Here is a 21,703-nt window from a genome sequence, read left to right on the forward strand (position 1 = left end):
TTAGATGTCAATTAACTGGTTTCCGGGTCATATGCACAAGGCCCGTAAAGAAATTGCCGAAGTCATGCCACAAGTCGATATTATTATCGAAATGTTGGATGCACGGATCCCCTTTTCAAGTGAAAATCCCCTAGTACCAAAGTTACGCCGTGATACACCTTGCATAAAAGTGTTAAATAAAGCTGATTTAGCCGATCCGGCATTAACTGCACGTTGGGTAGACTACTTTGACCAACAAGATGGTGTAAAAGCTATTCCTATTAGCCAACAAAATCCAGAGCAGATCCGCGCTTTACTTCAGCTTTGCGAAAGCATGATGCCACAAAGAAACCTTGAGCTTAGAGGTGCCAGGGCAATGATAATGGGCATCCCTAATGTTGGTAAATCAACCCTAATCAATATTTTAGCAAAAAGAACTATTGCTAAAACCGGTAACGAAGCCGGTGTTACAAAAATGCAGCAAAGAATAAAGTTAGATAACAATGTTATTTTAACCGACACCCCTGGTTTTTTATGGCCCAAGCTTAGCCCTCCAACATGTGGTTATCGTTTAGCAATTACCGGCGCCATAAAAGATACTGTGTTTGATTACGCCGATATTGCCATGTTTGCCGCCGACTATTTATTAAAAAACTATTCTGAAGCGGTTATGCAACGGTTTCAGTTAACTGAATTACCAGAAAATGATATTAGCTTACTTGATGCTATCGGTGTTAAACGTGGCGCCATGCGTAAAGGCGGCGTGGTCGACTTAGAAAAGGCAGGCACTATACTTATTACCGAGCTAAGAGCAGGCAACTTAGGTGGCATTACCTTAGAAACGCCAGAAATGGTCAGCCAAGAATTAATAGATGGCAAAGCAGAAGAAGCCGCCAAAGCGGAAATAAAAGCCGAGCGTGAGTTAGAACGCAAACGTAGAGCCCAACGCAAATATAACAAAAAGTAATAAGCAATAATATGTAAACCAAACAAGCAGCTTTATCGCTGCTTTTTTGTTCATTTAACACTAGTTATCAACGCATATTCAGGTATAATCCGCCGACTTTATTTTCACGATACTCTGAGCTTTTATGACTGTACAGACCTTTGACCCGTCGCAAACTACGACACTTGAAACCGCCGCTAAAACACTCAAGCATCAAGTTAATACTGACTCAGCTAAAGGTCATACTATTGGCTTTGTTAGTTTAGGCTGCCCAAAGAACTTAGTAGACTCTGAGCGTATTTTAACCCAGCTCAAAAGTGAGGGTTATCATATAGTGCCTAATTACGATGATGCTGCTTTAGTTATTGTAAATACTTGCGGCTTTATCGATAGTGCAGTAGAAGAGTCACTGCAAACCATAGGTGAAGCTTTAGCTGAAAATGGCAAAGTAATAGTAACCGGTTGCTTAGGTGCTCGTGAAGACGAAATTAGACAAGTTCACCCTAATGTATTAGGGATTACAGGCCCCCATGCATATGAAAATGTTTTAGAGCAAGTACACCAGTTTGTACCTAAGCCAAAATATGATCCTTTTACTATGCTAGTACCTGATCATGGCGTTAAGCTTACCCCTAAACATTATGCCTATTTAAAAATATCTGAAGGCTGCAATCATAGATGCACCTTCTGCATTATCCCTTCAATGCGCGGAGACTTAGCCAGCCGCCCTATAGGTGAAGTGCTAGATGAAGCCCAGCGTTTAAAGAAAGCTGGAGTAAAAGAACTTTTAATTATCTCACAAGACACCAGCGCCTACGGTGTAGACGTTAAATACCGCACTGGTTTTTGGAATGGTTCACCGGTTAAAACCTCTATGCTAGCGCTTTGTGAAGCCTTAGGGGAAATGGGTATCTGGGTACGTTTACATTATGTTTATCCCTACCCACACGTTGACGAAATTATTCCGTTAATGGCCGCGGGTAAGGTACTACCTTATTTAGATATACCTTTTCAACATGCTAGCCCGCGTATTTTAAAACTGATGAAACGTCCCGGCCAAGCGGAGCGTGTACTAGAGCGGATTAAAAAATGGCGAGAAATTTGCCCTGAACTTACCATACGCTCTACTTTTATTGTGGGCTTTCCAGGTGAAACAGAACAAGACTTTCAAATGTTGCTCGATTGGTTAAAAGAGGCGCAACTTGATCGCGTTGGCTGCTTTAAATACAGCCCAGTTGAAGGTGCTAAAGCCAATGAGCTACCCGATCCCGTATCAGATGAAGTTATGGAAGAGCGCTATCATCGCTTTATGCAAACGCAACAAGAAATTAGTTCTGCTCGCTTACAAGCCAAAATTGGCCGTGATATAGCCGTGTTAATTGATGAAGTGGATGAAGAAGGTGCTATTGGTCGCAGCTTTGCTGATGCACCAGAAATAGATGGCGTAGTATATTTAAATGGCGCCACTGATTTAAAGCCTGGCGATCTTATTACTGCTACCGTGGAACATGCCGATGAATATGACCTTTGGGCAACTCCTGTAAAATAAGACTAATCTAATAAACCTAGTTGTTAGATAGAATTAAAAGGCAGTGTACACTGCCTTTTTTAATTTAAGCTAGCCTCTTGCCACTACAGCTCTATTAGAATTGGGTATTTTAAAAATTGCTGATCATAATAAGGCAGTTTTTGATAAAACCAATCATAACGGGCTCTAGGATCGGCTTTTAAAGCACTATTTTCTGCTAAAGCCTCAGCAAACTGCTGCTTTAGTTTAGGTTGTTGTTCTAATAAACGGTCGATTAGTGGCTCAATTGCGTAAGGCTCAAAATATTCAGTGCGTTGAAATAACCCTAACATAAAGCCCCATTTAAAAAAAGAATCAGGTGCTGTTGGCTCTAACAAAGCAACAGCTAAGCGGCCAAGTGGTTGATCGGTACTAACCCTCACCCAGCCTTGCTCTATACTATGTAAGCTTTGTTCACGGCTAAATTCAGCATCAGTAATAGTTAAACGGCTTTCAAATGGCTCTTTTGCAAAATGATAATCGGTCACCGTTAATTGTTGAGCACTAATTTTTTGTGCTTTGTTAATTACATCAAACTTAATGCCATGTATACGCAAACGCTGGATAACCTCTTGCTGCTGTGGAGGGAGCCAATAAGCGGTTGGAATAGCAATATCTCTCTCTACTACATTTTGCCAATACACCGGTAAGTTGGCATATAAAGTGGGCTCTCCGGTCCATTTTACATAAGTCGCTCCACTATATTCGCTGCTAGCTGTTTGATAACTTATACCTTTAAAGTTAATGAGTACTGGATTAGTATTATCGGTATAGCTTAATACCATACGTTTAGGTCTAGCATGCTGATCAGCTTGTTTGGCTAACATTAACGCTTTACCTTGCTGATCCAATAATCCTAGTGTGGCTTCTAACAAAGTATAAGTACCTAACACCCTTTGTTTGTAAGGCTTTAAACTGTGGTTTTCTACCAAAATAGTCGGTAAATGCCTAACGTCACCATAGCCATTAGAGTAGCGTGGTGTAGCTGTCCAGCCCGATAAGCCTTTAGCAAAGTCTTGACTATCTATGCCAAAAACTAAAGGCCCTGGGACATGGCCAGCTTGTTGTAAAGCTTGATCGATTGTCGGACGATATAGCTTAGTTAACCAACTTGCGCTATTAACGCTAATAGCAGCAGATGCATGGTTAAAGCCATAGGTAATATCATATTGATAATCTTCACCATCGGTAACATGAATGTCTAGATATAAATCGGGATCATATTTATTGATTAATTGCAGCATAGCTTGCATTTCAGGTGCATCTGCTTTGCTATAATCTCGATTTAAATTCAAGTTTTGTGCCGTCGCACGCCAGCCTTGGATACTAGGGCCGCGTTGATTCATCCGGCTATAGGCAGAACGTCGTTCATGACCGTCCACTGAGAAAATTGGCACAAAAAGTAAATCAACATTCTCTAATAAGGCTTGCTTATCGCCATGAACAATATCACGTAACAACATTAACCCTGCGTCTTTACCATCTATTTCACCACTATGAATACCTGCCTGCACTAACAGTAATGGTCTCTTAGTATTTTGGGCCATTTTAGCCAGTTGCTTACTGGCTTTTACCACAAATATAGCTCTGCCCTGAGCGCTAGTACCAAACTGCTCCAGCTCTAACATATCTGAACTAGCAACTAACTTGTGTACATAAGCCATAGTAGCGGCATAATCTGGGCTGTCAGTTAACTTTGTTAACTCAGCGGGTGTGACCCAACTAGAAGCTGCACTTTGTATTAATTGCTCGCTTTGGCCTTGCCAAGCTTCTAAAGGCGGTAAAGTGTCGGCTTTTAATGACCAACAGGTTGCACTATTGATGACTAACAATAGCGATAATCCACTTAGTTTCATTGTTTATCCATAATTGCTGTAGGTGAATTTAGTTTATTCGGTGTCGGTATTTTAAAAACACTGCAGTATAACACCGGTAAAAACAATAAAGTTAACACTGTAGCAAAACCTAAACCAAACATGATTACTACAGCTAAACTGGCAAAGAAGTCATCACCTAGTAACGGTAACATACCTAAAATAGTTGTTATTGCAGCCATAGATACAGGCCTTACTCGACTGACTGCGCTATCAAATACAGCTGTAAATGCCTCTTTACCTTCTGCAAGTTCAAGGTTAATTTGCTCCACTAAGACAATACAGTTTTTAACTAACATACCCGATAGGCTTAAAAAGCCTAATAACGCCATAAAACCAAAAGGCACACCGATAATTAATAAACCAAAACTAACACCTATTACCGCAAGCGGTACACAAGCCCAGATAACAAAAGCACTACGCATAGATTTAAATAACAGCACCGTAATAATAAACATAACTAAATAACCAAAGGGTAAAGAGCTAAATAAAGCAGATTGGGCTTTTTGCTGTGCTTCATACTCGCCGCCCCAACTTAAAAAGTAGCCGGTGGGTAAAGTTATAGCTTCAATATCGGCTTTCACTCTAGATAACAGTGCTGATGCTGTATCTTGGCTTAAGTTATCATGATCAGCCATCACGGTAATAGTACGTTTACGATCGCGGCGCTGTATTTGGGCATCTTCCCATACCAAATCAAAGCCAGTAACCACTTGGGTTATAGGCACATAACGGCGTAATTTATTGCTGTAAACTTGTAAATCATATAAGGCATCTAAATTATTGCGCTCAGCTAACGGCGAGCGAGTAATAATAGGTAATAAATGTGTACCATCACGATAGATACCAACAGTGCGACCTATCATACTGGTTAGCAATACATCGTCGACATCTTGTTTACTCACACCTACTCGTCTGGCCATTGCTTCATTAAACTTTGGTCGAATAACTTTACTTCTAGCACGCCAATTATCATGAATATTAACCGCTTGACCATCAGCCTTTAATATTGCTTTAGCCTCACTGGCTAATTGCCGTAATACATCTGGATCGGCACCACTAAAGCGCGCCTCAATTTTAGCCGGTGTTGAAGGACCAACTTCTAACCGTAATAGCTTTTGTTCAATATTAGGATAGTGCTGGTTAATATATTCACGTGTTTGTCGCATTAAACTTGGTACTAACTCATGATTATCGGCACGAATAATTAGTTGGCTATAGCTTGGGAAAATTCTTTCTGGCTGATAGGTCAACATAAAGCGCTCTGCCCCGCGACCTGTGGTGCTGGCCACTGACTCAATACCCTCTATTGTTAACAAGTGCTGCATAATGCCATTGGTTTGCTCTGCAGCAAAAACGATATCTGTACCTTGTGGTTGCCATAAGTCGACTAAATATATCGGCGTATTTGAAGGCGGAAAAAACACCTGTTTTACGTTGGCAAAACCAATAACGGCTGCGATTAATAAGCTAAGAGTAACTAAGTAAGTGATAAAACGATAGCCTAATGCTTTAGATAAAGCCGCGCGGTAGATATTAAAGATAAAACCTTGATATAAAGCTACTTCTTTATCATCAGCCTGGGTATCAGTTGCATCTTGCTTAAATAAAACACTGGCAAAAAATGGCGTTAAGGTAATAGCCGTTACCCAACTAATTAATAATGAAACTAATAATACCCAAAATAAACTACCAGCAAATTCACCACTGGCATCGCTCGATAAACCTATAGGGGCAAAAGCAGTAATGGCGATAATAGTCGCCCCTAATAATGGCCATTTAGTTTGCTTAACTATTAAGGCTGCTGCATCGGCTAACTTCAACCGCCGCTGCATACCTATAAGTATACCTTCGGTGATAACAATCGCATTATCTACCAACATGCCTAAGGCTATGATTAGAGCACCTAGTGAAACCCGTTGTAATTCTATCTCCATTTGCTTCATAAAGATAAAAGTTCCTAGTACTGTTAGTAGTAATATTAGCCCGATTAAAATACCGCTGCGTAGCCCCATAAAAACTAACAGGACAACTATAACAATAGCCACGGCTTGCGCTAAGTTGATTATAAAACCAGAAACAGAATGCTCGACTTCATTAGGCTGATTATAAATAGTGTCAATATTAATCCCAACTGGCTTATTATATTCTAACGCCGCTAAACGCTGCTTAACGGCCTCACCAGCATCCACTACGTTAACACCCCCCGTAAAAGCAATACCTAACGACAGCGCTGTTTTACCACCAAACCTGACTATATGATTAGGGATTTCAGTATGCTCTTTATAGACCCGAGCTATATCACCCAGATAAATTAATTCTTTAGAATCTGGGCTACTAATTATTAGGGTTTCAAGTTCTTTAACCGATTGAAACTCTCCGGTTGGATAAATTCTTAAGCGTTCGCTATCTACCCGAATAGAGCCTGCATTTGCCACCATATTCTGGCTTTGCAATAAAGCTGCTAATTGCTGTGGCGCTACACCTAAAGCCGTTAACCTAGGTCTGGATATTTCAACAATCACTTGCTCTTGCTGTATGCCCCCTACCGCCACTTTTGCTACACCTGGCAATAGTACTAACTCTCGTCGTAAAAAATCGACATAATCCCGTAATTCATCATAAGCATAACCTTCACCAGTAAAGGCATATAAAATGCCAAATACATCGCCAAAATCATCCTTAATTTGGGGTGTCTGTACCCCAGGTGATAAAGTAGGCTGTAAATCAGATACTTTATGCCGCAATTCATCCCATATCTGCTTTAAGGCTTTTGCCCGATATTGGTCTTTCATTTCAACCATTATTTGGGACAAACCCGCTGACGATACTGACGTAACGTGCTGAACATAAGGTAGTTGTTGAATTGCATTCTCTAAAGGGTAGCTAACTTCTTCTTCAACTTGGGTTGGTGAGGCACCTGGGTAGGCAGTTATGATCATTGCCTGTTTTAAGGTAAATTGCGGATCTTCTAGCCGGCCTAAGCCCATATAAGCCATTATGCCGCCTAATAATAAAATGGTCGCAAATAACCAAGATGTGGTGCGATATTTAATAAAATAACGGGCAACATCCATCTTAAAGCCCCCTTTCTCGTACCCAAGGCCGTACTTGCTGTCCCTCTGATAACTGCTGTACCCCAGCGGTGACTATAGTGTCTCCTACTGCAATACCACTTATAATAGCCACGCCTGCATTAGTTAACTCACCTACAGTTACGGGCCTTTTTGTTACTAAACCTTGCTTCTTATCGTATAACCAAACATAGCTTTGCTGTGAAGCAAGATTTTGCGCATCTGGCATAAAGATCGCGGTTACGGGTATATATAAAGCATTATTATTATTGCGGTTAACTTTGCTCATATCGACAATAACATTGGCTGTCATGCCGGATAACACATTAAACTCTTCTGGCGACTTCATGCTAAACACGACTTTAAAGCTATTAGTACTTGGATCAGAGCGACTATCCCACTCACGTAAACTTGCCCTATATCGATACTCAGGGTGAGAGTCAAAAATAACTTCGGGTTGATAATCTACATCATGGCGAACATTAGAAATAACATCTTCAGGCACTTGGATCACAACATCAACATGACCACGAACTTGCAACTCCATTATAGGTTGTTGTGCCGCAATATTTTCATGGTTTTCAACTAACAGACGGGAAATTGTCCCAGCAAAAGGGGCTTCTAAACGGGTATAACTCAGAGCGGTTTTAGCGGCACTAAAATCTGCTTGAGCCACCTGTAATTGCGCTTTTATTTCATCGAACTGTGCTTGAGATATTAATTTTTGTTGAATTAGCATTTGTGCTCGTTCAAATTGGGTTTGAGCTAAGTCATAGCGCGCACTGGCTTGATCTACTCGTAGTTTAAAGTCGGTATCATCAAGCCGAGCTAATAATTGACCTTGTTCAACATTATTACTGGGCCGGCCACTTAGCTCTATCAACTTACCACTCACACGAAAGGTTAAATTTGCCCTTTTAGTGGGCTCTACCACAGCTGGAAATTGTCTGGTTACGGCTAAATGTTCATTAGTGACAGTAAACAATTTAACTGGTCGAATAACACTAGGCTCTGCTGTCACTTCTGTGCTATCGCAGCCTGTTAGCAACAAACCTAAGCCAACTATAACTAATGAGCAACTTAATGCCCTAATGAATATATTGCGCATAATTATTTCCCGAAGTAATAACAAGTGACTGCAAATCAAGATGTCTGACCAGTTGCCTATTTTGCCTAAATTTTAATATATATGCATGCTATTTCATAATAACTTGCTTTAATTAAAGACTAAATTTCTAATAATGCTTGTTTTAATAGCTGAACTTTATCTCGGGTTGCTGCTGCTTGTTCAAATTCTAGATCTTTGGCATGCTGCAGCATTTTTTGTTCAAGCTGTTGGATTTGCGCTTCAATTTGATAAGGTGTTTTACCTTTTACTAATTTAAGCTTTTCAGACACTAATGAAAAGCCAGGTACTGGTGCTTGGCCTAAATCCATTACATCGCTAACTTTTCTTTTTATGGCCGTAGGTGTAATAGCATGCAATTGGTTAAACTGTTGTTGCTTTAAACGCCGTCTATCTGTTTCATCTATGGCCCGTTGCATAGAGCCAGTTATTCTATCGGCATATAATATGGCCCGCCCTTCTAAATTACGCGCGGCACGGCCTATGGTTTGGATCAATGAGCGCTCTGAGCGTAAAAAGCCTTCTTTATCTGCATCTAAAATAGCCACTAAAGACACTTCAGGTATATCTAAGCCTTCACGCAGTAAATTAATGCCTACTAAAACATCAAAGACCCCTAAGCGTAAATCTCGAATAATTTCCATCCGCTCAACGGTATCTATATCTGAATGTAAATAGCGCACTTTAACATCATGATCAGCTAAGTAATCTGTTAGTGCTTCAGACATTTTTTTTGTTAAAGTTGTTACTAATACTCGTTGTTTTTTTGCTGCTCTTATATAAATCTCTGATAACAAATCATCTACTTGAGTAGCAACAGGCCGTATTTCAATCGGCGGATCAAGTAAACCTGTTGGCCTAACCACTTGCTCTATGACTTCTCCTGCCGATTGCGCTAACTCATAAGCTGCAGGGGTTGCCGATACATAGACTCGCTGGGGCGCTATAGCTTCAAACTCTTCAAATTTTAACGGTCTATTATCTAGCGCAGAAGGTAAGCGAAAACCATAATTGACTAGGTTTTCTTTTCTAGCGCGATCACCTTTATACATAGCGCCAATTTGCGATACTGTTACGTGCGACTCATCAATAAACATTAATCCATCAGCAGGAAAATAATCTAAAAGCGTTGGAGGTGGCTCACCATTTGCCCGACCAGACAAATAACGTGAATAGTTTTCTATACCCGAACAAAAGCCTAATTCAACCATCATTTCAATATCAAACAAGGTACGCTGACTTAAGCGCTGCTCTTCTACTAATTTATTATTAGCTAATAACTCTTCACGGCGTTGTTGTAATTCCGTTTTTATATTTTCAACGGCGTCTAATATTTTTTCACGTGGCGTAACATAGTGGGTTTTAGGGTAAATAGTATAACGAGTAACAATCTTTTCGACGGCGCCTGTTAAGGGATCAAATAAACTAATACGTTCAATTTCTTCATCAAACAATTCAATTCTAACGGCAATATCGTCTGATTCAGCGGGAAATACATCAATAACATCCCCCCTCACTCTGTAGGTTGCACGCTGAAAATCTATATCATTACGCTTATATTGCAACTCTGCTAAACGCCTGACAATAAAACGTTGATCGATAATATCGCCTTGTTTAAGGTGTAATAGCATCTTCATATAAGAGGCAGGATCACCTAAGCCATAAATTGCTGATACTGAGGCAACTATTATTACATCTCTTCTTTCCATCAAAGCTTTAGTTGCAGACAAACGCATTTGCTCTATGTGCTCATTAATAGAGGCATCTTTTTCAATAAAAGTATCTGTAGAGGGAACATAAGCTTCAGGCTGATAATAATCATAATAAGAAACAAAATATTCAACGGCATTATTGGGGAAAAAAGCTTTCATTTCACCATATAACTGCGCTGCTAGGGTTTTATTATGCGCCATGATTAAGGTAGGTCTATTAACCTGCTGTATAACATTCGCCATAGTAAAGGTTTTACCAGAGCCTGTGACACCTAATAATGTTTGATGCGCTAAGCCTGCATCTAAGCCTGTGACTAATTGGCTAATTGCGCTTGGTTGATCACCAGCGGGTGAGTAATCTGATTTAAGTTCAAAGTTTCTTGACAACTTGGTCTCCCATTTTTGCGGTTTTAGTCACTACTTGGTTAAACCAATGCCAAGCAATACTTGCAGTACAGGCATTGGCCAGCACACAACCAACAAATAAACCTAATAAACCAAATAGATAGCCCCCTAACCAAGCAAAGGGGACATAAAAGACAAATAATCGCACTAAGCTTAATCCCATAGCTTTAACCGGAAGATGTAAAGCATTAAAAGAGGAGTTAGTTAAAATTGTAATACCTTGTAAACCGTATCCTAAAGGTACTATCCAAAGAAATAAGCTTATAATGTGGATAACTTCTGGCTCATCACTAAACAACCTCGCTAAAGGTATTGCCAGTATAGCAAGTACTAGATAGACAAGTAGCTGCCATACCAATACAAACTTACCACAAAGTTGATACCCTTGCTGTACTCGGTGCCAAAAGCCTGCCCCAAAGTTTTGACTAATAAAGGGCGGCAGAGTCATAGATAAAGTAAGTACTATTAAACAAGCAATACTCTCTAAACGCACACCAACACCAAAACCAGCGACAGCATGAGCCCCATAGTTTGCCATCATAGCGGTTAAAATAGCCATGGCTAAAGGTGTCAGCATATTGGCAGCTGCTGCAGGTAAGCCAATACTAAGAATTTTTTTACTTGCTACTTTTAAAAACGACCAACTTGGCCAATCTAAATCTATTAAATTGCGTTTATTAAGCATATACAGCATAGCTATACTACCCACTAACCAGGAACTCACAGTAGCCATAGCGGCCCCATGCATATGCATAGCAGGAATAGGCCCTATCCCAAAAATTAAAATAGGATCTAGTACCGCATTAACTAAACCGGATGCGCCCATAATTAAGCTGGGGATCTTAGTATCACCAGCGGCACGTAAAATAGCATTACCAATCATAGGAATAACAAGCAGCACCGAGCCTAAAAACCATAAATCCATGTAAGGCTGGATATAGCTATAAATTAGATCTGAAGCCCCTAAGGCTTTAAATATATTAGCACTAAAAAAATAGCCTGCGGCTGACATTAGAGCCACTATGCTACAAGATAAAGCTAAAGCGACCGTTGCATCACTGCGCGCCTCAGCCGTTTTACCTTGGCCTAAGGCTCGAGCAATAACAGCTGATGTGCCAATACTTAAGCCTATAGCCAAACTAATAAGCGTAAACGAGATAGGAAAAGTAAAACTAATAGCCGCTAACGGCTCTGTACCCAATAAGCTAATAAAAAATGTATCAACAATATTAAATGTCATTAAAATCAGCGTGCCGAACAACATCGGCACTGTCATAGCAACCATAGTCGCTTTAATATCACCTTTTAATAAGGCGCTTGGCGCTTTAATAGAATTCATAATCTCAACTAATAAAAATCGACCGCCCATTGTAAAGAAAAGCAACCACAGCAGCCATGCTATTTTAACATTATTAGCTGACTATACTGATTTATATCAGCAATTTTGCTGTAATAGCCTATAAAGAGTTCACAATTCAAGCCCTAACAAAAAAGAGTTAACATTTTGCTAGCAATATATTTGCTACTTAACTGTTAATTATATAAGTTATTGTATTATAACAAAAAATATTTTCATCGCAATAGGCTTGACCTGCAAGAAAGTCAATGAACATAAGCCTTAGCTACAGTCTACACACATCAATCCACAGAGTTATCCACAGATTCTGTGGGTAACCTTACCTAAGGCGCATGCTATATAGACTTGCCGTCTAATGAACAGTGTTTAAAATACTTTTGTTTAATTTAGTAACTAGATTGGTGTGTTTTTGCAGCGCATTGCTTAAACATTACGCAAGTGATTCGTTAGAATGAAATTCAGCTACGCAAACAGTTGACAGGTTGTAATACGGGCATTAGTATTGCGCCCCGTTGAATGTTGTTCCCCAATAGCTCAGCTGGTTAGAGCGGCGGACTGTTAATCCGTAGGTCGTTGGTTCGAGTCCAACTTGGGGAGCCAAATTATTCAACAATACTTTTTTGATAAAAAGTAACAATTTTAGTAGTATTCCCCAATAGCTCAGCTGGTTAGAGCGGCGGACTGTTAATCCGTAGGTCGTTGGTTCGAGTCCAACTTGGGGAGCCACCTTTTATATCGCTTAAACTTAAATTAAGTTGCATATCTCTACAATAAACGGTATCTATCCATAAATAGTTTACTTATCAATAAATAATATTGATTGAATTACCTTTCCATTGTGCCTAGATAAAACTATATTATGCATCAGGACAAGGAAACTAGATTAATCTGGTGGTCATAGCTTATGAGAATACTTAGAACATTATTGTTGGGGCAGTTATTAGCAGCTATTATATTAGCTGGAATATCAATGTTTGTTTTAGTCCAATTTACCCAACAACAATTAGAAAACACAGAGCAAAGTGCCCAAAGAGTAGTTGATCAGATTTTAGTTCATCATTTAAGTGGTGACGGTAAAATAATTAGTCGCCAACTAGAGCGAAGCTTTGCATTAACGACTTTGCATGTTAGCCAACTTGACGGTGTAGTTTTACACGAACAGAGTCAAACGGATAAGCGCCCCGCTTTAGCGCAATTTATTTTAAATGCTTTTGGGGTTGAACAAAAAAGTCAAACTGTTAAAAATGCTGAACAAAATATAATCGTTAATTTTCAATTAAATCAATCTGATACTCTCAAGCAGTTTCAAAATACCTTACTGTTATTATTTATAGCCCCTTTTATTTTAGGCTGGCTTCCGGCATTAATTGGTAAAAATGGTATTAGTCGCAGTTATCGCCGTGCTACAGCTGCTGTTAATCAACTTATTGATAGCTTTACAGATAAGACTAACATTACAGAAACAGACTGGAGTAAGATCCCACATGAGTTTGCTGAAATAAAAGTTAGCCTTAAAAAACTTGAAGGCCATACCGACAGTCAATTTCAAGCTATCACCCTAAAAGCTGAAGATATAGCTGAACAAGCTTATAAAGATTCAGTCACAGGATTACCAAATCGCAACCGTTTTTTACAATTTTTTGAAGACAATATATATAACTCAAAAAATAAAGAGTTTGGTGTCTTTGCCATAACTCGCTGTACTGAGCTACAAACAATAAATCAATCTCGGGGTTATCAAGAAGGTGATAGCTATATTCGTGAAGTTGCAGACATCATCAAAAAGCAAGCCGGCTCTTATGTTGACCATAAAATCTACCGGTTAAACAGTTCTGACTTTGCAATTTTATTACCAAGAATTACGCCTAAAGAAGCTGAACATTTTGCGCTGCAGTTGCAAAGCCGTTTTAATGAATATCAAAAACTGTCTGAATTAGATTCTGTGGCTTATACCGGTTTAGTAAGTTATGACGCTAATAAAGCCTTAGGTGAATTACTTGCCATTGCAGACACTTCCATCAGTTTAGCCCAAACTAAACAAAGTAATGCTTGGCATATCCAAAAAGAGTCATCTGGCTTAGAAATGTCTCGAGGTAACGGTTACGGTAACCAAAACTGGCGTAATGTTATTGATGATGTTCTTACAAATAATCGCATCAGTTTATTAGTGCAGCTTATTCAACCCGCTACGCGCTCATCAAGAACCTACTCTGAAATATTAGTTCGTTTTAAAACCCAAGAAGATCAAATTCTACCTACAGCTTCATTTTTAGCTATGGCCGAAAAGTTAGATAAGATTATTGAAATTGATCGCTTAATCATTGAAACAGCCCTAAGTGAAATAAAACATAAAAACTTACAAGACCAATATTTTGGTATTAACTTATCGGCGCGTAGTGTGCATGATGATCAATTTTGTATTTGGCTAGAACGGCGTTTATTAAAAGATGCCAATATAGCATCTAAGTTAATCTTTGAAGTCACTGAGTTTGGTATGCAACAAAGCTTCAAAACCAGTAAACGCTTTATTGATATGGTACACAGAGCAGGTTCACGTATTACAGTAGAGCGGTTTGGCGTCGGTATTACATCTTTTAAATTCTTCCGTGATTTAAAGCCCGATTACATCAAAATGGATGGCAGCTATACCCGCAGAATTGATGAAGATAAAAATAACCAATACTTTATGCGCTTAATGATTGATCTTGCACACCGCATCGGTGTGGGTGTTTTCGCTGAGAACGTAGAGACTCAAGAAGAAAAGCATATGTTGGAATCATTATTCATCGATGGTAATCAGGGCTATTACATAGGTAAGCCTACACCGCTTTAACATTTAATAGCGACTAATAATCTATTAGTCGCTATTCCCCTATAATTTGTCCGGTTGTGTCTAACGCCGCTTAATAGCATAATATAGCCCTTGTTTTTGCTTGGACGGGTCCATGAGCGAATTTTTACTGTTACTTGTTAGTACAGTGCTAGTAAATAACTTTGTCTTAGTTAAATTTCTTGGCTTATGCCCTTTTATGGGGGTATCAAGTAAGTTAGAAACAGCTATTGGTATGTCATTAGCGACAACTTTTGTTTTGACGCTTGCTTCGTTATGCAGCTATTTAGTAGACCATTATTTATTAGCACCTTTAGATTTACTGTACTTGCGTACTTTAAGCTTTATTTTAGTTATCGCTGTTGTAGTGCAGTTTACTGAGATGGTTGTGCATAAATCTAGCCCAACGCTATACCGGCTTTTAGGTATATTTTTGCCGCTAATTACTACTAATTGCGCGGTATTAGGCGTGGCACTGCTAAATGTAAATGCACGCCATAACTTTATTAACTCTGTAGTCTATGGTTTTGGCGCTGCAGTCGGGTTCTCATTAGTGTTAATTTTATTTGCTGCTATGCGTGAACGTTTAGCAGCAGCTGATGTACCTACCCCTTTTAAAGGTGCGGCTATTGGTATGGTCACCGCAGGCTTAATGTCACTTGCCTTTATGGGCTTTACCGGTTTGGTTAAAGTAGCATGAGTATTTTAACGGCTTTACTCGCCATTGGCCTTTTAGCCTTAGTTTTTGGTGCAGTTTTGGGTTTTGCTGCTTTTCGCTTTAAAGTGGAAGGTGATCCGCTAGTTGATCAAATTGACGACCTTTTACCACAAACCCAATGTGGGCAATGTGGCTATCCCGGCTGTCGACCTTATGCAGAAGCTATTGCTAATGGTGATGAAATTAATAAGTGCCCACCAGGTGGCGAAAGCACTATTCGTAATTTAGCAGATTTAATGGGTGTTGAAGCGAAACCTTTAAACGCTGCTCAAGAGCCTTCTATTAAGCGTGTAGCTTATATTCGTGAAGATGAATGCATAGGCTGCACCAAGTGCATCCAAGCCTGTCCAGTAGATGCTATTCTTGGGGCATCTAAGTTAATGCACACTGTCATAGTGGATGAATGTACTGGCTGCGATCTTTGTGTTGAGCCTTGTCCGGTTGATTGCATAGATATGATACCTGTTGCTGAAACCACCCAACGCTGGAAATGGGATTTAGAAGCAATACCCGTTCGCATAGTGGAGCCTTAATTACTGTGCAAAGTTTATTTGAACAAATTAAATCTGGCATGTTATGGGATTTTCATGGTGGGGTGCATCCTCCTAGCAGAAAAAGCCAAACTAATCAAAAACCTATAGCACAATTGCCTATACCTGATCGTTTATATTTACCGTTAAGGCAACATATTGGTATTGCCGGCCAATTATTAGTTAAAGTTGGTGATAAAGTATTAAAAGGCCAAGCATTAACTTCTGCAGATAATGCCATGACAGTGCCAATACATGCTCCTACTTCTGGTGAGGTAATTAATATAGGGCCTCATAGTAGTGCTCACCCTTCGGCTTTGCCTGAAATGACCTTAACCCTAGCACCAGATGGCTTAGATGAATGGCGGCCAAGACAACCGCTAAACCTTAATACAGCGGATAAACTAACTTTACTTAATCGTATTCATGATAGTGGTATTGCCGGTATGGGCGGCGCGGGTTTTCCTACCCATTTAAAGGTTGGCTCAAGCAAACCCATTGATTATCTGATTATTAATGCTGCTGAATGCGAGCCCTATATCACAGCTGATGATATGTTAATGCAAGAAGCCGCTACTACTATTGTTAAGGGTATCGATATTCTGTGTCATTTACTGCAACCCAAAGCAGTACTTATTGCCATTGAAGATGATAAACCTATAGCAATAGCGGCTATGTCTGCAGCTTGTAATCAGCGCGATAATTATTGGGTGCGCAGCCTGTCCACTAAATATCCTTCAGGCGGTGAGAAGCAACTAATACAGCTTTTAACCGGCGCTGAAGTACCAACCGGCCGTCGGCCTTTAGATATTGGCATTGTGATGCAAAATGTTGGTACTGTGTTTGCTGTAGCCCAAGCGGTACTGGATGACCACCCTTTAATCTCTCGTATTGTGACCGTGGCTGGCGACACCTTAAATCAACCACAAAATGTTATTGCCTTACTTGGCACCCCTGTAGTTGATTTACTTAATCTTTGCGGTTTTAGCGCCCAACCTAAACAAAGAGTTATTATGGGCGGCCCTATGATGGGCTTTACCTTGCCTAGTTTAGATGTACCTATTATTAAATCGAGTAATTGTATTTTAGCGCCAACAGCAACAGAGTTACCTGCTGCTGAAAATGAAACCGACTGTATACGTTGCAGCGCCTGTGCAGATGCCTGCCCCGCTTCATTATTACCTCAGCAATTATTATGGTATAGCAAAGCTCAAGATGCAGAGAAGTTAAATGAATATAACTTGTTCGATTGCATTGAATGTGGTGCCTGTGCCTATGTTTGCCCGAGTGAAATCCCATTAGTACAATACTATCGCGTGGCTAAAGCAGAGCTGAGGGAACAACAACAAGATGCGATAAAAGCAGAGCAAGCAAAAGCACGATTTGATGCTAGAAATGAGCGCTTAGAGCGTGAAAAACTAGAGCGCCAACAACGAAATGAACAACTTGCCGCGGCCAGAGCAAAACAACAACAAGCTAGTGGTAAAGCCAGCGCTGTAGCAGATGCCTTAGCAAGAATTAAAGCTAAAGCGGCAAATAAACAAACTGCTCCTGCTGAATTAGACAAAGAAGATATCATTGCGCAAAGAGAGCTTAAAAAGCAACAAGCTCGTGAATATCAGCGCGCTAAACAAGCCAGTAGCCAAGCAGAGCCTGTCGCTAAAGATACTAGCCTTAATCAAGATGCTGAAACAGACCCACGCAAAGCAGCTATTGCCGCAGCCATAGCTAGAGCTAAAGCTAAGAAGCAAAATGATGAAGAGTCAGCTCCGGCAAAGACTGTCGAAGTAACGACTAATCAAGAGCAAGCTACTGCCGATGTAACAGCCGACGCTGCATCTGACCCGCGTAAAGCGGCTATAGCAGCGGCCATAGCTAGAGCTAAAGCTAAAAAACAAAAAGATGAAGAGTCAGCTCCAGCAAAGACTGTCGAAGCAACGACTAATCAAGAGCAAGCTACTGCCGATGTAACAGCCGACGCAGCATCTGACCCGCGTAAAGCGGCTATAGCAGCGGCCATAGCTAGAGCTAAAGCCAAAAAACAAGCAGATAATCAATCATGAGTTTTAAAATAGCCAGTTCTCCACACCAGCGTTTACAGCGCAGCACGGCACAAATTATGCGTTTAGTTATGCTAGCTTGTATTCCCGGTATTATGGTCCAAGCTATTTTGTTTGGTTATGGTGTTATTATTCAATTAATACTAGCAATAACCACCGCCTTACTAAGTGAAGCTATTGTTATGCTACTTAGAAATAAAGCAGTTTGGCCTAGATTGCGTGACAACAGTGCCATGCTAACGGCTGTGTTACTTGCTATTGCCATACCGCCCTATGCACCTTGGTGGTTAGTTATTATAGGTACTGCTTTTGCCATTATTATGGTCAAACAATTATATGGCGGCTTAGGCAATAACTTATTTAATCCAGCTATGGCAGGCTATGTATTATTGCTTATCTCTTTTCCGGTCCAAATGACGCAATGGCTACCGCCTGCTTCATTACAAGCTATAGCCTTAAGCCCTACCGATGCCGTTTGCGTAATTTTCAATCAGTTTAGTTGCAGCGGCTTTAGTTTACAGCAATTACAGTCAACAGCTGATGGTATAACAATGGCAACCCCATTAGACACCCTGCGCACTGATATTAGCCGAGGCATGACTTTAAGCGAAAGCTTACAAAAACCTATATTCTATGCTTTTGCCGGTAGTGGTTGGTTATGGGTTAATTTAGCCTATTTACTGGGCGGCTTAGCTCTGATTCAACTTAAAGTCATTAGCTGGCGCATTCCTGCGGCTATTTTAATTAGCCTAAGTGTTTTTAGTGCTATAGGTAGCTTAGCAGCACCTGACACCTTAGCTAGCCCACTATTTCATTTATTTAGTGGTAGTACTATGTTGGCTGCTTTTTTCATTGCTACTGATCCGGTGTCAGCTGCTACAACCAATAAAGGGAGGCTCTGGTACGGAGCCTTAATTGGCTTAACCGTATACTTAATTCGTACTTATGGTGGTTACCCTGATGCTTATGCTTTTGCGGTATTAATTGCTAATATGGCCGTTCCTCTTATTGATTATTATACCCGCCCTCGCACTTATGGGCACAAGCAACCGAGGCCTAAAAATGATTAAAGCTATCAGTCATAATGCGCTATCGCTTGCTGTAGTGGCAGCGGTTTGTGTCGCTATCCTAAGTATTGTAAACCTATTAACAGCACCCAAAATTGCCGAGCAAGCTTTAGCCAGTAAGTTAGCAGTACTGCAAGAAGTACTGCCAGGCATAAGTGTTGACCATGTCCTACTATCTGATTGTCGCCAAGTGGTATCTTTAGAGTTTTTAGGCCGAGAGACAGCACAAAATATCTATCGCTGGCGGCAACAAGATAAGGTTGCTGCTTTCTTAGTCGAATCAACAGCACCTGATGGTTATAGTGGCAATATAGATTTAATTGTTGCGGTGACGCCAGAGGGGCTAGTACTTGGCTCTCGGGTTGTTAACCACCAAGAAACCCCAGGTTTGGGTGATAAAGTGGAATCTAGACGCTCTAACTGGATTTTTAGTTTAAGTGATAAAACAGTTACAGCAGAAAACGCCGCTTTTTGGGCCGTACGTAAAGATGGTGGCCAGTTTGATCAATTTACTGGTGCTACTATTACGCCGCGAGCTGTTGTCACTGCAGTAAGAAAAGCAGCACTATACGTACTACAGCATCCAGAACTGGCTAGTTTGCCTGCTAATTGCGAGGTTGCAGAATGAGTAACTTTAAACAGTTAACTATACAAGGCTTATGGAAAAACAACCCAGGTTTAGTTCAGTTATTAGGCTTATGTCCTTTATTAGCCGTAACTGCCACTATTACTAATGCTTTAGGTTTAGGCGTCGCGACTTTATTAGTATTACTGTTTTCTAACATAGCAGTATCTTTGGTTCGTAATCATGTCGCAGCAGAAATTCGTATTCCGGTCTTTGTGTTAATTATTGCAAGTTTAGTTACTGTTGTGCAATTGCTAATGAATGCTTATACCTTTGGTTTATATCAATCTTTAGGTATTTTTATTCCTTTAATTGTCACTAACTGCGCCATTATTGGCCGAGCAGAAGCCTTTGCTTCAAAAAACGCAGTACTACCTTCTGCTATAGATGGTTTTATGATGGGCTTAGGTTTTTTATTAGTGCTAGTCGTATTAGGTGCATTGCGAGAAATCCTCGGCCAAGGCACTTTATTTGATGGCGCCGATCTTTTACTGGGTGACTGGGCAAAAGTATTGCGTATTGAACTATTCCAAGTTGATAGTCACTTTTTGTTAGCTATGCTACCACCTGGTGCCTTTATTGGTATGGGGCTGTTAATTGCCTTAAAAAACATTATTGATAATAGACTTCAACAACGTGAAGCCAGTGCGGCTAAAATTTCACGGGCACGTGTCACAGGTGCAGTACAATAAGGGTAAAGCCAATACATGAACAAGCAAAAGCGTATAGAGATTTTAACCCGTTTACGTGATGCTAATCCTAACCCTACCACGGAATTAGAATATAGCTCACCCTTTGAGCTATTAATCGCTGTGCTCTTGTCTGCTCAAGCAACCGATGTTGGTGTAAATAAAGCTACTAAGCATTTATTCCCTATCGCCCGCACCCCTCAAGCTATGTTAGATTTAGGTGTTGATGGGCTAAAAGAATATATTAAAACGATAGGCTTATTTAATACTAAAGCCGAAAACACTATTAAAACCTGCCGTATGCTGGTTAACTTACACCAAGGCCAAGTGCCCGAAGACAGGGCTGCGCTAGAAGCCTTACCGGGTGTGGGCAGAAAAACAGCTAACGTGGTGCTAAATACAGCTTTTGGCTGGCCAACCATAGCGGTAGATACCCATATATTTAGAGTATCTAATCGAACAAAACTGGCTACAGGTAAAAATGTCGATGAAGTGGAGCAAAAACTATTAAAAGTGGTGCCCGCTGAATTTAAATTAAATGTCCATCATTGGCTAATCTTGCATGGCCGCTATACCTGCGTGGCGCGTAAGCCGCGCTGTAATAGCTGCATTATCGAAGATCTTTGTGAATATAAAGATAAAACCGACTCTTAACTAGGAGCTTATTATGCGTATGTTACATACCATGCTACGCGTGGGAAATTTAGACAAGTCGATCGCTTTTTACACTGAGGTGTTAGGCATGCGCTTATTACGCCAATCAGACAATACAGAATACCGTTACACCCTAGCCTTTGTCGGCTATGGCGATGAGTCTGAGCACACAGTATTAGAGCTTACCTATAACTGGGATACCGACAGCTACGACTTAGGTAATGCCTATGGCCATATTGCGATAGAAGTAGAGGATATTTATCAAGCTTGTGACAAAATCAGAGCTAAAGGCGGAGTTATAAGCCGTGAGCCTGGGCCAGTTAAAGGCGGCACAACTAAAATTGCCTTTGTCCGTGATCCTGATAATTACGCTATAGAGTTAATTGAGAAAAAAGACAGCTACGATACGCTGTAATGCTATAAGTAATTAAGGCTAACGCTTAGCTTACACATAGCAAATATGTCAATAGCAGGTGTTAACCTTTATATG

At 40.3% G+C, this 21,703-nt stretch carries 16 protein-coding genes and 2 tRNA genes; 13 read left to right on the forward strand and 5 right to left on the reverse strand.

Going from position 1 to position 21,703, the window contains the following annotated elements; all coding sequences use genetic code 11:
* The first annotated feature begins 4 nt into the window (after positions 1–4).
* Together ylqF and rimO are read left to right on the forward strand one after the other, a co-directional pair.
* Positions 5–946 (forward strand): ribosome biogenesis GTPase YlqF, encoded by a 942-nt coding sequence (gene ylqF, locus RDV63_RS09665; protein WP_313909292.1) that lies wholly within the window; start codon positions 5–7, stop codon positions 944–946.
* A 124-nt stretch (positions 947–1,070) separates the two neighbouring features.
* Positions 1,071–2,474, forward strand: coding sequence for a 30S ribosomal protein S12 methylthiotransferase RimO (rimO, locus tag RDV63_RS09670; protein ID WP_313909293.1), 1,404 nt, complete (start codon positions 1,071–1,073; stop codon positions 2,472–2,474).
* Positions 2,475–2,557: 83 nt separating this feature from the next.
* Here rimO and RDV63_RS09675 read toward each other — a convergent pair whose 3' ends face one another.
* The 5 genes from RDV63_RS09675 to RDV63_RS09695 form a co-directional block, all read right to left on the reverse strand.
* Complete coding sequence (locus RDV63_RS09675) at positions 2,558–4,348, reverse strand: M14 family metallopeptidase (RefSeq protein ID WP_313909294.1); 1,791 nt, start codon at positions 4,346–4,348, stop codon at positions 2,558–2,560.
* Positions 4,345–7,443 carry an efflux RND transporter permease subunit gene (locus tag RDV63_RS09680; protein ID WP_313909295.1) on the reverse strand — a complete coding sequence of 1,033 codons (3,099 nt, stop codon included), beginning with the start codon at positions 7,441–7,443 and terminating at the stop codon, positions 4,345–4,347. The genes RDV63_RS09675 and RDV63_RS09680 overlap by 4 nt, the downstream gene beginning before the upstream one ends.
* A gap of 1 nt (position 7,444) precedes the next feature.
* Positions 7,445–8,548 carry an efflux RND transporter periplasmic adaptor subunit gene (locus RDV63_RS09685; RefSeq protein ID WP_313909296.1) on the reverse strand — a complete coding sequence of 368 codons (1,104 nt, stop codon included), beginning with the start codon at positions 8,546–8,548 and terminating at the stop codon, positions 7,445–7,447.
* 119 nt (positions 8,549–8,667) lie between these two features.
* Positions 8,668–10,665, reverse strand: coding sequence for an excinuclease ABC subunit UvrB (uvrB, locus tag RDV63_RS09690; RefSeq protein WP_313909297.1), 1,998 nt, complete (start codon positions 10,663–10,665; stop codon positions 8,668–8,670).
* Positions 10,649–12,022 carry an MATE family efflux transporter gene (locus RDV63_RS09695; protein ID WP_313909298.1) on the reverse strand — a complete coding sequence of 458 codons (1,374 nt, stop codon included), beginning with the start codon at positions 12,020–12,022 and terminating at the stop codon, positions 10,649–10,651. Before RDV63_RS09695 ends, uvrB begins: the two co-directional genes overlap by 17 nt.
* Positions 12,023–12,563: 541 nt before the next feature.
* Here RDV63_RS09695 and RDV63_RS09700 point away from each other — a divergent pair.
* The 11 genes from RDV63_RS09700 (at position 12,564) to gloA (ending at position 21,628) form a co-directional block, all read left to right on the forward strand.
* Positions 12,564–12,640, forward strand: a tRNA-Asn gene (locus tag RDV63_RS09700).
* Between the two features lie 49 nt (positions 12,641–12,689).
* Positions 12,690–12,766 (forward strand) — tRNA-Asn (locus RDV63_RS09705).
* A 244-nt stretch (positions 12,767–13,010) separates the two neighbouring features.
* A complete protein-coding gene (locus RDV63_RS09710; protein WP_313909299.1) occupies positions 13,011–14,873 on the forward strand; it encodes a GGDEF domain-containing protein in 1,863 nt (620 codons plus the stop codon).
* Positions 14,874–14,985: 112 nt separating this feature from the next.
* Positions 14,986–15,570 carry an electron transport complex subunit RsxA gene (rsxA, locus tag RDV63_RS09715; protein ID WP_313909300.1) on the forward strand — a complete coding sequence of 195 codons (585 nt, stop codon included), beginning with the start codon at positions 14,986–14,988 and terminating at the stop codon, positions 15,568–15,570.
* On the forward strand, positions 15,567–16,121 hold the full coding sequence (gene rsxB, locus RDV63_RS09720; protein WP_313909301.1) for an electron transport complex subunit RsxB: 555 nt from the start codon (positions 15,567–15,569) through the stop codon (positions 16,119–16,121). Before rsxA ends, rsxB begins: the two co-directional genes overlap by 4 nt.
* A 5-nt stretch (positions 16,122–16,126) precedes the next feature.
* Positions 16,127–18,181: an electron transport complex subunit RsxC gene (rsxC, locus tag RDV63_RS09725; protein WP_313909302.1), complete on the forward strand. Its 2,055-nt coding sequence runs from the start codon at positions 16,127–16,129 to the stop codon at positions 18,179–18,181.
* The gene (gene rsxD, locus RDV63_RS09730; protein WP_313909303.1) at positions 18,178–19,248 is read left to right on the forward strand and encodes an electron transport complex subunit RsxD; all 1,071 of its coding nucleotides are present in this window, start codon (positions 18,178–18,180) and stop codon (positions 19,246–19,248) included. The genes rsxC and rsxD overlap by 4 nt, the downstream gene beginning before the upstream one ends.
* Complete coding sequence (gene rsxG / locus RDV63_RS09735) at positions 19,241–19,873, forward strand: electron transport complex subunit RsxG (protein WP_313909304.1); 633 nt, start codon at positions 19,241–19,243, stop codon at positions 19,871–19,873. The genes rsxD and rsxG overlap by 8 nt, the downstream gene beginning before the upstream one ends.
* Entirely contained in the window at positions 19,870–20,562 is a 693-nt protein-coding gene (locus RDV63_RS09740; protein ID WP_313909305.1) for an electron transport complex subunit E, read from the forward strand. The genes rsxG and RDV63_RS09740 overlap by 4 nt, the downstream gene beginning before the upstream one ends.
* A gap of 15 nt (positions 20,563–20,577) precedes the next feature.
* Complete coding sequence (gene nth, locus RDV63_RS09745; protein WP_313909306.1) at positions 20,578–21,213, forward strand: endonuclease III; 636 nt, start codon at positions 20,578–20,580, stop codon at positions 21,211–21,213.
* Positions 21,214–21,226: 13 nt separating this feature from the next.
* Positions 21,227–21,628 carry a lactoylglutathione lyase gene (gloA, locus tag RDV63_RS09750; RefSeq protein ID WP_313909307.1) on the forward strand — a complete coding sequence of 134 codons (402 nt, stop codon included), beginning with the start codon at positions 21,227–21,229 and terminating at the stop codon, positions 21,626–21,628.
* Positions 21,629–21,703 lie beyond the last annotated feature (75 nt).

Origin of the sequence: Rheinheimera sp. MMS21-TC3, from assembly GCF_032229285.1 — a bacterium.
Lineage (GTDB): Bacteria > Pseudomonadota > Gammaproteobacteria > Enterobacterales > Alteromonadaceae > Alishewanella.